At 71.4% G+C, this 12,594-nt stretch carries 9 protein-coding genes; 1 reads left to right on the forward strand and 8 read right to left on the reverse strand.

What is annotated here, in order from left to right; translation table 11 throughout:
* Nucleotides 1-77 precede the first annotated feature (77 nt).
* Complete coding sequence (locus ACIPTO_RS19090; RefSeq protein WP_401193500.1) at nucleotides 78-1,406, forward strand: glycoside hydrolase family 16 protein; 1,329 nt, start codon at nucleotides 78-80, stop codon at nucleotides 1,404-1,406.
* Between the two features lie 46 nt (nucleotides 1,407-1,452).
* Here the strand turns inward: ACIPTO_RS19090 and ACIPTO_RS19095 are convergent, their stop codons facing one another.
* The 8 genes from ACIPTO_RS19095 to ACIPTO_RS19130 form a co-directional block, all read right to left on the reverse strand.
* Nucleotides 1,453-2,916, reverse strand: coding sequence for a DUF6351 family protein (locus tag ACIPTO_RS19095; protein WP_401193502.1), 1,464 nt, complete (start codon nucleotides 2,914-2,916; stop codon nucleotides 1,453-1,455).
* A 146-nt stretch (nucleotides 2,917-3,062) separates the two neighbouring features.
* Entirely contained in the window at nucleotides 3,063-5,414 is a 2,352-nt protein-coding gene (locus tag ACIPTO_RS19100) for an FdhF/YdeP family oxidoreductase (protein WP_401193504.1), read from the reverse strand.
* Between the two features lie 81 nt (nucleotides 5,415-5,495).
* On the reverse strand, nucleotides 5,496-6,893 hold the full coding sequence (locus tag ACIPTO_RS19105; RefSeq protein WP_401193506.1) for an aminomethyl transferase family protein: 1,398 nt from the start codon (nucleotides 6,891-6,893) through the stop codon (nucleotides 5,496-5,498).
* Nucleotides 6,894-7,066: 173 nt separating this feature from the next.
* On the reverse strand, nucleotides 7,067-8,212 hold the full coding sequence (locus ACIPTO_RS19110) for an MBL fold metallo-hydrolase (RefSeq protein ID WP_401193509.1): 1,146 nt from the start codon (nucleotides 8,210-8,212) through the stop codon (nucleotides 7,067-7,069).
* Nucleotides 8,193-9,071, reverse strand: coding sequence for a bifunctional 5,10-methylenetetrahydrofolate dehydrogenase/5,10-methenyltetrahydrofolate cyclohydrolase (locus ACIPTO_RS19115; protein WP_401193512.1), 879 nt, complete (start codon nucleotides 9,069-9,071; stop codon nucleotides 8,193-8,195). The genes ACIPTO_RS19110 and ACIPTO_RS19115 overlap by 20 nt, the downstream gene beginning before the upstream one ends.
* 230 nt (nucleotides 9,072-9,301) lie before the next feature.
* Entirely contained in the window at nucleotides 9,302-10,210 is a 909-nt protein-coding gene (purU, locus tag ACIPTO_RS19120; protein ID WP_401193514.1) for a formyltetrahydrofolate deformylase, read from the reverse strand.
* Entirely contained in the window at nucleotides 10,207-11,079 is an 873-nt protein-coding gene (locus ACIPTO_RS19125) for a methylenetetrahydrofolate reductase (RefSeq protein ID WP_401193516.1), read from the reverse strand. Before ACIPTO_RS19125 ends, purU begins: the two co-directional genes overlap by 4 nt.
* 163 nt (nucleotides 11,080-11,242) lie before the next feature.
* Nucleotides 11,243-12,583, reverse strand: coding sequence for an aminomethyl transferase family protein (locus tag ACIPTO_RS19130; protein WP_401193518.1), 1,341 nt, complete (start codon nucleotides 12,581-12,583; stop codon nucleotides 11,243-11,245).
* Between the last annotated feature and the right edge of the window lie 11 nt (nucleotides 12,584-12,594).

Here is a 12,594-nt window from a genome sequence, read left to right on the forward strand (position 1 = left end):
CCTGACCCCCGGCCCCACCAGGAGCCAGGCCCCTGCGGCACTCCCCACCCGCCAGCCTGACAGGGAGAACCACCACGATGACCACCTCCCCGCCGCCCGCCCTCGCGCCGGCCGGCCGACAGAGAACCGTCCCCCTCGTCCTGGGCAGCGCCCTGCTGCTGCTCATCGGCGCTCTCGCGGGCCTGATCGGTACCAGCGGCAGCGCCTCGGCCGCCGTGCCGGGCGCTCCGACCGGCTGGACCACCGTCTTCTCCGACGACTTCAACGGCGCGTCCGGCAGCGCGCTGAACCGGTCCGACTGGCTGTACGACCTGGGCACCGGTTACGCGGGCGGTGCCGCCAACTGGGGCACGGGCGAGATCGAATCGGCCACCGACTCCACCAACAACGTCTACCAGGACGGCCAGGGCCACCTGGTCATCAAGGCGATCCGGGACGGGTCGGGCCACTGGACCTCGGGGCGCATCGAGACCCAGCGCACCGACTTCGCCGCCCCGGCCGGCGGACAGCTGGAGATGAGCGCGTCCATCCTGCAGCCCAACCCGCAGAGCGGACTGGGCTATTGGCCCGCGTTCTGGGCGATGGGCGGCGCGGCCCGGCCGGTCGGCGCGACGAACTGGCCGAGCATCGGTGAGTTCGACATCATGGAGGACGTCAACGCGCTGAGCCAGCACTCCACCACCTTCCACTGCGGTGTGTGGGCGGGCGAGTGCCACGACCCCGACGGCATCACCAGCAACCTCCAGCCGTGTGCGGGCTGTCAGACCGGCTACCACACGTACTCCGCGATCATCGACCGCACGAACACGGCCGCGGAGCAGCTGCGCTTCTACCTCGACGGCACCCTGACCTTCACCGTGAACGAGAACCAGGTGTCGGTGGCGACCTGGCAGGCGGCCGTCGACCACGGGTTCATGGCGATCTTCGACCTGGCGATCGCCGGTTCCTATCCGGACAAGGTCTGCGGCTGCAGCTCGGCCGCGCAGGCGGGCAGCATCACATCGGGTGCCGCGATGAGTGTCGACTGGTTCGCCGTCTACCAGCAGAACCCGGGCGGCAGCACCACCGGCGGCACGACGACCGGCGGCACCACCGGCAGTACCACCGGCAGTACGACGGGCGGCAGCACCGGCGGGACCACGACGACGCCGGACTACACCGCCGGGGTGACGCGGGTGAGCGCCGGTCAGGCACAGATCACGTTCACCCCGACCACACCCGCGGCCTACGTCGACGTGCACTACCTCGTCAACGGCGCGGGCCAGCAGAACTTCCGGATGACCAACAGCGGCGGCACCTGGACGCAGAACGTCTCCCTCGCCGCCGGCTCCACCCTGACCTACTGGTTCACTTACGAGAAGAACGGACCCCAGTACGACAGCCCGCACTACACCTACACCCAGTGAGCCTCCCGGGCTGGTCCGACAGGACCAGCCCGGTCCCGGCCGGCCGCTAGGGAGCGATCCCCACCCCCGGGATCCGGCTCCACGCCCGCTCCTGCGCCGCGGTCATGGCGGGCCAGACGAGCCCGCCCGGCCGGGGGCGGACGCGTGAGGCGTACGGCGCGGGGTGGAACGCCGGGTCGTAGAAGCACCCTCCGGCGTACTTGCGGTCGAAGGCCGCGCACGACGCCGCGAGCGAGGGCGCGGTCGGCTTGTGCCCGTGGCGCACCCACGCGTCCAGCGCCGCGAGGGAGTTGGCGTACTCGGAGTCGCTCAGCGCGCTGTGCTCGGTCTCCTTCGTGAAGGTCTGGACGAGGTTGCCGCCCCGGCCCGCGCCCTGGAGCGTGGCGCGGTAGGCCGCCTCGTGCTCGACGAACGCCGTCGGGTCGTCGATCGCGTGCAGCGTGAGGACCGGGAGGGAGACCCTGCCCGTCAGATCGCTGTCGTAGGAGAGGTCCCGGCGTGCGGTGGGGTCGGCCGAGAAGCGTTCGACGCCCGCGTTGAGCGCCTTGTCGTCGTGTGAACCCGAGTACCGCACGCCCTGGTTGCTGAAGGGATTGCGGCCGCCGAGGCGGGTCGAGACGATGTCCCGGAACGTGAAGGTGGCGAAGCGCAGATGTGATTCGAGGGCGCGCTCCGGGACGCGGGTGACGGCGAGGATGTCGTCGAGGTTGCGCTGCTGGAGCGCGGTCCGCTCCGCGGGCGCGGAGGAGAATCCCGTGCACTCCTGGAGGCGGGCGCGGAGACCGGCGCTCGTCATGGTGGAGTCCGCGCGCAGGCCCTCCCACAGCGGGTACTGCGGCTCGCTCGGACGGGGGTGGTTGTGGCAGTAGTACTGGTAGACCACCCGGAGGTCCACGCGGTAGTCGTAGCCGCGTGACCCGCCGCCGAGGACACCGCTCGTGAGCAGCACGCCGTCGTAGGCGCCGGGGCGCCGGCCGTAGGTCTCGGCGACCTTGGCGGCCACGTCGCCGCCCCAGGACTGGCCGTGCACGTACGTCCGCTTCGGCTTGCCGAACTCCGCGACGAACAGCTTCCGTACGTTCTCGGTGTCGGCGGCGGCCATCCGCGTGCCGTAGCCACCGCGGCGGTACGACGAGCCGGCCCAGGCGTAGCCCTCCTCGACCATCACCGCCCAGCGGTTCAGATCGTCGGTGCTGCGGGCCGGGTCGGAGGAGTCGCCGAGGTCGGGTCCGCCGTGCGCGTGCACGACCAGGGATCCGTTCCAGCGGGTCGGGACGGCCATCGTGTAGTACGCCCCGTTGGTGTCCTTGCCGGTGTAGCACGTGGCTTTCCCCAGCAGGTCGGGCGGGCACGGCGCCACGACGGGCGGCTCGGTGCGCGCCCCGGGCGCGGGGGCGTTGCCGAGGGTGCCGAGCAGTGCCGCGGCCACGGCTGCGGCGAGTACGGCCCGGCGGTGGCGGATGGCCGGGCGTCTCCTGCGTACCGGTTCGGGCGCGTCGGGTGTCGTCATGGGAGCGGCTCCTGTGCGTTCGCTGTGCGAGGTTGCCCTGCGAACCGTGATGCTAGGAACCGCCGCGTGCGGTGACCACCCGTCGATCATTGAGTTCATAGTGTTCGCCCGGCGCCGCTTCCACCGGCCGCGCGGTCAGCCGCTCCTCAACCGCCCTGCGCCGGGGTGACGGTGACGAGCTGGTGCTTCATCAGGGGCTGGTCGCTCTGTCTGCTGTAGTCGTCGAGCCCGCAGAGGATGTTGAGTTCGGGCATGTAGCCCGCGACGCTGCCGGCCGGGATGTCGTAGGCGATGACGCGGTAGCCGTGGACCGAGCGGGTGCTGCCGTCGCGGGCGTGGCTGGTGATGTCGATCAGGTCGAACTCGACGAGACCCCGCGCGTCCATGTCCTCAAGGTTCATGAAGAGGAGCGTGCGCAGGTTCTTGATTCCGCGGTAGCGGTCGTCGTCCGAGTACACGGTGGTGTTCCACTGGTCGTGCGAGCGCATCGTGGAGAGGACGAGCATGCCCTCCGGCGGTCGCACGTCGGGGAGTTCGCTCGCGTGGAACTCGGCGCGGCCGGAGGCGGTGCGGAACGCGCGCTCGCGGGCGGGCTGGGCGATACGGAAGCCGAGCGGTTCCCGCACGCGGCGGTTGAAGTCCTCGAAGCCCGGGAGGACGCGGGCCATGGTGTCGCGGATCCGGTCGTAGTCCTCGACGTACCACTCCCACGGTGTCGCGGAGTCGGGCAGGGTCGCCCGTGCCATGCCGGCGACGATCGCGCACTCGGACCTGAGGGTCTCGGCAGGCGGTCTGCGCATGCCGAAGGAGAGATGCACCTCGCTCATCGCGTCCTCGACGCTCACGCCCTGCTCGCCCGTCGCCCGGGTGTCCTTCTCGGTGCGTCCGAGGCAGGGGAGGATGAGGGCGCGGCGGCCGTGGACGAGATGGCTGCGGTTGAGTTTCGTGCTGACCTGCACGGTCAGTTCGGTGGTGCGCAGCGCGGCGGCGGTCGCGTCGGTGTCGGGGGCGGCGAGGACGAAGTTGCCGCCCATCGCGACGAACACCTCGACCCGGCCGTCCCGCATCGCCTTGATCGTGCCGACGGTGTCCAGTCCGTGTTCCCGGGGCGCGGAGATCCCGCACACCTCGTCGAGCGCGTCGAGGAACTCGGGCGTGGGGCGGTGGTCGATGCCGCAGGTGCGGTTGCCCTGGACGTTGCTGTGGCCGCGCACCGGCGAGGGGCCGGCGCCCTCGCGGCCGAGGTTGCCGCGCAGCATCAGCAGGTTCACGATCTCGCGGACGGTGTCCACGCCGTGGTCCTGCTGGGTGACGCCCAGGCACCAGGAGATGACGGTGCGGTCGGCGGCCAGGTAGCGGTCGGCGACCTGGCGGATCTCGCGCTCGCTCACCCCGGACTGCCGTACCAGCTCGGCCCAGTCGGTGGCGCGCACCAGGTCGCGGTACGCCGCGAAGCCCGCGGTGTGGCGTTCGATGAAGTCGGTGTCGAGCGCCGCCGGATCCTCCTCGGCCCGCTCGAACACCGCCTTGGCGACCCCGCGCAGCAGGGCGAGGTCGCCGCCGATGCCGACCTGCACGTTCTGGTCGCCGGTCGCGGTGGCGTGGAAGGCGGCCATGGCGGCGAACTCGTGCGGCACGATGGTCCGCCGCGCGCCGGCCTCCAGGAGCGGGTTGACGTGAATGATCCGGGCGCCGCGCCGGTGCGCCTTGGCGAGGGTGGTGAGCATCCGCGGGGCGTTGGACGCCGCGTTCACGCCCATGACGAACAGCAGGTCCGCCGCGTCCCAGTCGGCGATGTCGCAGGTGCCCTTGCCGGTGCCGAGGGCGGCCTGGAGCGCGCGGCCGGAGGCCTCGTGGCACATGTTCGAGCAGTCCGGCAGATTGTTGGTGCCGAACTCGCGCACCCACAGCTGGTAGAGGAACGTCGCCTCGTTGTTGAGCCGCCCGGACGTGTAGAACGCGGCCCGGTCGGGACTCTCCAGGTCACGCAGTGTCCGCCCGACCAGCGCGAACGCGTCCGGCCAGGAGATCGGGACGTACGTGTCCGTGGCCTCGTCGTAGACCATCGGCTCGGTCAGCCGGCCCTGGTCCTCCAACGCGTGGTCCGACCAGCCCGCCAGCTCGGTGACCGTGTGCGCGGCGAAGAACTCCCGGCCGGCCTTCTTGCGGGTCATCTCCCACGTGACGTGCTTGATCCCGTTCTCGCAGATGTCCAGATGCAGGCCTTTGCGGTCGTCCGGCCATGCGCACCCCGGGCAGTCGAACCCGCCGTTCTCGTGGTTCATCCTCATGATCGCCCGCGGCCCGCTGACCGGCTCGCGCGTCCTGGCCAGCACCCGCGTCACACTCCGCGCCGCACCCCACCCCGCCGAGGGCGCGGTGTCGTCCTCCTGCGAGATGTCCCCGGGCCGGTTGGGCCCCCGTCCGCGCGCCGCGACCCCCGGCGCCCCTCGTCCCAGGTCGCCCCCGGGCCGGTCTCCGGATTCCGAGCGCTCCATGGTGCTGCCCTTCGCTGTCCCTGCGGCGGCCGTCGACGCGCGTGCGCCGAGGATCCCGCACCTGTCCGGTTTGATTGGATTTTACCGCTGAGGGCGGGGGCGCACAGGGTGGAGCGAGGAGTGTGCGGTGACGTCGGTGCGGCGGTTGTCCGGCTTGAACGGCAGTGCGGTGACCGTCGCGCGGATCTCCCGTTGCGGGGTGCCCGGCCGGCCCCACAGGACGGTGACCTCGGTGCCGGGCGCCGTGTGCGCGAGGTCGAGCACGCAGAGGGAGATCATCGCCCGCAGGGTCGGGCTCACGGTGCGGCCCGTCGCCACGCCCACCGGAGCGCCGGCCACCAGCACCTGGTCGAAGTGGGGGCCGCGGGCGCGCGGCAACTCCATCTGGTCGGGCAGCTCGGCCTCGCTCAGGAGCGAGGTCAGGACGGCGGCGACGTCCTGACTGTTCCAGCGCAGACCCGTCAACTGCCGTCCTGGAGCGCCCTTTTCGGCGTCCGCGAGCGGAGCGTCCCGGCCGATGAAGTCGCGGTCGGGTACACCTTTGCGGAAGCCCCAGCCCAGTTCCGCCGGCTTGCGGAAGTAGTCGGTGATCCCGCCGGTCGGGACGTAACTTCCGGTGGGCACGCCCTTGCGGAACTGCCTCGGCGCACCCGGGGTGAGGATCGACGCCGGCAGATAGTCGAGGCCGTTGGTCGCGATCCCGGCCTCGATGTGCTGAACAGGCTGGGCCCGGAAGCCGAGTTGACGCAGACCGGCGTCCTGGCCGCTCGCCACGACCGCCGCCCAGATCTCGTTGGCATGCTCGGTCGGCCCGTGCAGTTCGTACCCGAGCTCACCCGAGATGCCGGTGCGCAGGACCCGTACCGGGACCCCGTCGACCGTCGTCATGCGGCTGCGGCTGAAGCCGATGTCGCGGAGGTCGTCGCCCGTCAGCTTCTCCAACACGGCCAGGGACGCCGGTCCTTGGACGCCGAAGACGAACCGGTCGGCGCTGATGTCGGTCGCCGCCGCGTCCCAACCGCCGCGGCTCAGCTGCCACAGCAGCCAGTCGCAGCTGCCCGCGGTGTAGACGAACTCCTCGGGGCCGAGCCGGCACAGCACGCCTTCGGAGGCGATCCAGCCGTTGTCGTCGAGTTGCACATGGTGCTTGATCTGCCCGGCCTCGAAGCGGGACAGGTCCCGCATGCCCAGCCGGCTCAGGAACGCGAGCGCCTGCGGGCCGTGCACCTTCACCTTGTGCAGCGAGGTCCAGTCGCCGAGGTAGCACGAGCCGACATGGGCGGCGCTCTCCTCGGCCCAGTCCGAGTACTCCTCGGGCAGCAGTATCTGCGCGAAGCGACCGTAGGTGCCCCGCGTGTTGCCCTCGTCCTGGGCCGCGGCGGCCGGGCTGAACATCGCCGGGCGCTCGGTGACGAGCGGTGCGTCGTGCAGCCGGAGGACCGCTTCATAGGTACCGCGCTGCTGTGAGAGAAGGTCCATTTCACTCTCCGTCGAGTGGCGGTCGTCCAGGGTGCCGTCTGGAGCGGCAACTTGGGCTAGATCGATTAAGTCGGACGGTAACAGGCGTTCCGGGTCGGGGCGAGAGGCGTGCCGGACCGGAGACCGGTCCCAGGGCGCAAGCAATGCCGAACGTCCGCGCAACACCGGGTGGTTCAGGACCGGCGGGGCCCGCGCCGATGTACCGGCAGACGCATCAGGTCCGTGCCCAGCACCGTCGGTCCGCCGAAGTCGGCGCGGCGGGCGCTGTCGTGGAGCAGCCGCCGCCAGGTCGCGTCGGGCACCACGGCCTGCCGGCCCGGTCCGAGGTGGGTCGCCACCAGCGTCCCGGCCTCCGACTCGGCCGCGATCCGGCCGAGTCGGGCCACGTCGGTGTGGGCCGAGGTGATGTGGTCGATCAGCGTCCGGGGCAGACCGAGACGCGCGAGGCCCGCCGGGTAGAGGGCTTCGTGGACGAGGACGTCCGCGTGCGCCGCGAGCCTGATGATGTTGGGGGTCGGTGCCGTGTCGCCGGAGAAGACGACGCTGCCGTGGTCGGTGTCGAAGCGGTACGCGTAGGCGGGGAACACCGCGCCGTGCGGGACGAGGACGGCGGTGACCTTCATGTCGTCGTTCTCCATGACGGTGAACGGCGCCATGGCCGGCGCGGGGTCCGTCGCGGACGCGCCCGTGCCGGACGGTGGCAGTACGTCGTGGACGCGCAGCAGGGTCGCCGGGTCGATGCCCGCGTGCTCGGCCATGAAGAAGGTCGGCGACGCCGCGTACGCCCGACCCGCGAGCCTCGTCATCCCGACGGTGCCCGGCACGGTCCCGGGAGCCCCGGCGACGGTCGACGCGACACCGGCGGAACCGGGGCCGTAGACCTCGATCGGGTTCTGGAAGCCCTGCGTGCCCGCGGCGCCCGCCGACAGCAGCGGGAAGGAGTAGTAGTCGACGACGTGGTCCGCGTGCAGGTGGGTGAGGAAGATCCCGGCCAGCGACGGCATCGACAGACCGGCGCGCAGGTACTGGGTGACCGCTCCGCGTCCGCAGTCGACGACATACGTCCGGCCGTTGACCGTCAGCGCCGACGAGATGCCGTAGCGGTCGGGCAGGGGCGGCGGCCCGCCGTTGGTGCCGAGCAGCGTCACGGACAGGCCCGTCGCCGAGGGCGCGGGTCCGGTGTCCGTCACGGCCGCGGCCTGCTCCGCGCCGGGCAGCGGTACGGCGACGGCGGCAGCGGCAGCGGCAGCGGCAGCGGCAGCGGTCATCGCGGCCAGCATCGTCCGGCGGGACGGCGGCTCACCGAGGGGTTCGCACATGAGGCGGCAGCTCCTTCTCTGTGTTCCACTCGGCCGCGCGGAGGGTGTTGACCATCAGCATGGCGATGGTCATCGGGCCGACCCCGCCCGGTACGGGGGTGATGCGGCCGGCGATGCCGTCGAGTTCGGCGGCGCGGACGTCGCCGGTCAGGCCGTCGGCGGTGCGGTGGATGCCCACGTCGATGACGGTGGCGCCGGGCTTGACGTGTTCGGGGCCGACGAGTCCCCGTACGCCGGTGGCGACGACGACGATGTCGGCGGGGCGGGTGACGGCCGCCAGGTCGGCGGTGAACTCGTGGGCGACCGTGACGGTGGCGCCGCGCCTCAGCAGCAGGTGGGCCAGAGGACGGCCGACGAGTTCGCCCCAGCCGACGACCGCGACGCGCGCGCCCTTGATCCCGATGCCCTCCGCGTCGAGGAGTTCGACGACCCCGCTCGGGGTGCAGGGGCGCAACCCCCTTTCCCCGCGCGCCAGTCGGCCGGCGCTGGCCGTGGTCAGTCCGTCGACGTCCTTGGCGGCGGGGATCCGGTCGATCAGGGGCGCTGCGTCCAGGCCTGCCGGCAGCGGCAGTTGGAGGAGGATGCCGGAGACGTCCGGGTCGGCCGCCAACTCGTCGATGAGCGAGGCGACTTCCTCGTGGCGGGCGTGCGTGGGGAGGTGGCGGTGGAAGTCGCGCATGCCGGCCTCGCGGATGGCGCGCCGTTTGGCCGCGACGTAGACGGCGCTGGCCGGATCGTCGCCGACCAGGAGGGTCGCCAGCCCCGGTACCCGGCCGCGGGCCGCGGCCTCGGCGACCCGTTGAGCGACCCGGGCCCGGATGTCACGGGCGATCCGGGCCCCGTCGATGGTGGTTGTCATGATGGTGAACCGCTCTCTGCTGGTGGACTCCTCACCCGGCGCGAAGGACTGCCCGCCGGGTCGTGGCGGACCGACCGCGGACGTGAGGGCCGGCGGATGCACGGGGGGACGGGCGGACGCGCGGACGTGCGGACGTGCGGACGGATGGATCAGCGGAATGCGGCTGGCTGTCCGGCACCAGCTCCGGCACAACCGCCTTTCGCGGTGCGGGCGTTGGGCCGACGCGCGCCTCAGGCGAAGACGATGGTGTGCTTGCCGTCGCGGATGACCCGGTCCTCGGCGTGCCACAGCACCGCGCGGGAGAGGACGGCGCGTTCCACGTCGGCGCCGCGGCGGGTGAGGTCGGCGGCGGTGTGGGCGTGGCTGACGCGCACCACGTCCTGCTCGATGATCGGGCCCTCGTCGAGGTCCTCGGTGACGTAGTGGGCGGTGGCGCCGACCAGCTTCACGCCGCGTTCCCTGGCCTTGGCGTACGGGCCGGCGCCGATGAAGGCGGGCAGGAAGGAGTGGTGGATGTTGATGATCGGCACGCCGACCCGCTCGATGAAGTCGCCGGAGAGGATCTGCATGTAGCGGGCCAGGACGACGAAGTCGACGTTGTCCTTGAGCAGCCGCAGGTGTTCGGCCTCGGCGGCCGACTTGTCCGGGCCCATGGAGGGCACGTGGAAGAAGGGAATGCCGAACGACCGTACTTCTTCGGCCGTGTCGGGGTGGTTGGAGATCACCATGGCGATGCTGACGGGGAGTTGACCCTGCCGGTGGCGCCAGAGCAGGTCGAGCAGGCAGTGGTCGGACTTGGAGGCGAAGATCGCCACCCGCTTCGGCACGGACAGGTCGCGCAGGGTGTAGCCGAGGCCGTACCGCTTCACCAGCTCCTTGTCGAAGTCGGCGCGCAGACCGGGCAGTTCGGCCCGCAGACCGTCCAGTCCGAAGACGGTGCGCTGGAAGAAGGCGCCGCCCTGCGGGTTGTCGGAGTACTGGTCGAGGGAGACGATGTTGGCGCCGTGCCGGCCGAGGACCGAGGTCACGGCCGCGACGATGCCGGTGGCGTCGGCGCCCTGGACGATCAGTGACGCCTGGTGCCCCGCTCCCCCGGTCTTCGGGGTGACGGTGTCGGGGGCGGTCCGCGTGACGGTCATACGAGGTTGTCCTTCCGGAACCGGGCGATCCATTCGGCCGTGGCCCGCAGCCCGCCGAAGGTGTAGAAGTGGATCTTCATGTCTCCGTGGCGGGCCGGGTCGTATCCCTCGGCGAGCGCCCGCAGGAACCTGTCGGGACCGGCGGTACCCATCAGGTTGGTGAGGGACAGGCCGTACTTCTTGGCGATCGAGGCGCTGGTGCCGACGCCGAACCGGGCGGCGTACGACATCAGTCGCCGGACACCGGCTGGGCCCGGGACGCCGATCCGGACGGGAAGCGCGATGCCCTCGGCACGCACCTGCTCCAGCCAGTCCAGGACGGGGTCCACGTCGAAGCCGAACTGTGTGATGACACCGCCGTCGAGTTCCTGCCCGGCGATGGACGCGCTCTTGTCGCGCAGCGCGGACCACAGCGCGTCGCCTCCGATGGCGGGGTGCCCCTCGGGGTAACCGCTGATGCTGACGTGCCGGACGCCGAACTCCCGCAGCAGTCCCGTCTCGATGAGCGCGAGCGAGTCCTCGTACGGGCCCTCGGGCCGAGTGGGATCTCCGCCGACGGTGAAGACGTTCGCTCCGGTGCCGTCGGCCCGCAGGGCGGCGAGGAACTCCTCGAACTCGCCACGCGAGGCGAGCCGGCGGGCGGAGATGTGCGGCACGGGCACGAAACCGAGGCGCTTGACGGCCCGGGATGCCGCCAGGCGCATCTCCAGGTTCTCGTTGCCGAGGAAGGTGACGTTGATGCGGGTGCCCTGCGGGATGGTGTCCCGGGCCTCTTCCAGCTTCGGGACGTCCTTGCCTGTCATCTCCAGGGAGAAGTCCTCCAGCAGCGATGTGCTCACCGCCGCCGGGGCCGTGCTGAGGGGGTTCATCGTGCTCCTCGTCGATGGGGAAGTCGATGGGGAAAGAGGGAAACGGGCGGGGCAGGGGCGGTGCGCAAGCAGTTCCGGCGATGTCCGTCGCACCCCGACGGGACGGGGAACCGCGCGACCGGCCCCTGCGGACCCGCAGCCGGCTCACCGGCAGCCGGCGGGGCTACCCGCGCCGGTATTCGGTGCGCGCGTGCCGGTCGAACGGGCTCGGCTGGACGGTCGCGCGGATGCGCGGGAACCCGAGGTCGGCCTCGGGGTCGGTACCCGGTCCCGGGTGCTCGCCCCAGACGACGGTCACCTCGGTGCCGGGCTCGGCGTGGGCCGAGTCGATCAGCGTCTGCGCCAGGACCGAGCCGACGGGGTCGATCGACGCGGACTGCATGGTCGTACCGACCAGTCCGGCCGAGGTCTCCACCCGGTGGCGGGCGTAGGTGAGGACGAAGCCGGGGTCCTCTCCCCCGCCCACGACCCGGCGCACGTCGTCCGCGTCGAGCACCAGCGTGACCTTGGTGCGACGGGGTTCGTCCTTGGCCTTGAGCAGGGCGTCACGGCCGTGGAAGTCGTGGCCGAAGTGGATCAGCCTGCCGTAGCCCAGCTCGTACGGGGAGACGTAGTAGTCGGCGATGTCCTCCGAGAAGTAGCTGCCGTTGAGGGGACGCTTCCCCTCGATGCCGAACAGGGGCAGCCATGCGCGGTATTCCGCGAGGTCGGGGTCGAGGTAGATGCCCGGCACCGGGGAGGGGATCCAACCGCTCTCGACGCTCGGCGTGGCGTACGCCAGCGCGCCGACCTGGACCAGGCCCAGCGGCTCGCCGGCCCTGAGGAATGCCTCGTGCACGTACGCCGCGTGCTCCCAGGGGCCGATGAACTCGTAGCCGGCCTGTCCGGCCATGCCGTGGCGCAGGGCCTCGAAGGAGCGGCCGTCGAGCGTGACCGGCGTCGAGTGGAAGAACCTGGTCCCCGGCAGCGGACCGCCGAAGACCTTTCCGATGAGCTCCAGCGCCAGCGGACCCTGGATCTGGTAGCGGAACAGCTTGGGGTCACCGCCGCCGGGGCGGAACGCCGAGGACGCGTCGGTCTCGAAGCCGACGTCGTAGCCGCCCTTCTCCGCGTGGTACCGCACCCAGTGCTGGGCGGCGGGGACGCCGCTGAGCAGGTACTTGTTCTCGGCGTGCCGGGCGAGGATGCCGTCGGTGACGATCTTGCCGTCGCGGGTGACGGGCACGAACTGCTTGGCCTGGCCGATCGCGAACTTCTCGAAGTTGTTGGCGCCGTAATCGGCCAGTACGCGGGTGGCGTCGGGGCCCTCGATCCACATGTCGTACATGTGGTGCGAGAGGTTGAGCAGTGCGACGCCCTCGTGCCAGGCCGCCTGCTCCTGGCGCCAGCCGACGTACTCCCGGTCGATCACCTCCGGGGTCCACGGCTCGGCGTTCGGCCGCCACAGCAGACCGATGGGCGAACCGGCCTTGTCGATGCCGTCCTGAAGACTGGGGGTTGCCATTGCGGCTCCTC

It is taken from the genome of Streptomyces sp. NPDC090083 (genome assembly GCF_044747445.1).
Classification (GTDB): Bacteria; Actinomycetota; Actinomycetes; order Streptomycetales; family Streptomycetaceae; genus Streptomyces.

Excerpts from the sequence above, each read along its gene's own strand:
- ACIPTO_RS19090 (WP_401193500.1), top strand. The coding sequence starts at position 78 with ATGACCACCTCCCCGCCGCCCGCCCTCGCGCCGGCCGGCCGACAGAGA.
- ACIPTO_RS19095 (WP_401193502.1), bottom strand. The coding sequence starts at position 2,916 with ATGACGACACCCGACGCGCCCGAACCGGTACGCAGGAGACGCCCGGCC.
- ACIPTO_RS19100 (WP_401193504.1), bottom strand. The coding sequence starts at position 5,414 with ATGGAGCGCTCGGAATCCGGAGACCGGCCCGGGGGCGACCTGGGACGA.
- ACIPTO_RS19105 (WP_401193506.1), bottom strand. The coding sequence starts at position 6,893 with ATGGACCTTCTCTCACAGCAGCGCGGTACCTATGAAGCGGTCCTCCGG.
- ACIPTO_RS19110 (WP_401193509.1), bottom strand. The coding sequence starts at position 8,212 with ATGTGCGAACCCCTCGGTGAGCCGCCGTCCCGCCGGACGATGCTGGCC.
- ACIPTO_RS19115 (WP_401193512.1), bottom strand. The coding sequence starts at position 9,071 with ATGACAACCACCATCGACGGGGCCCGGATCGCCCGTGACATCCGGGCC.
- purU (WP_401193514.1), bottom strand. The coding sequence starts at position 10,210 with ATGACCGTCACGCGGACCGCCCCCGACACCGTCACCCCGAAGACCGGG.
- ACIPTO_RS19125 (WP_401193516.1), bottom strand. The coding sequence starts at position 11,079 with ATGAACCCCCTCAGCACGGCCCCGGCGGCGGTGAGCACATCGCTGCTG.
- ACIPTO_RS19130 (WP_401193518.1), bottom strand. The coding sequence starts at position 12,583 with ATGGCAACCCCCAGTCTTCAGGACGGCATCGACAAGGCCGGTTCGCCC.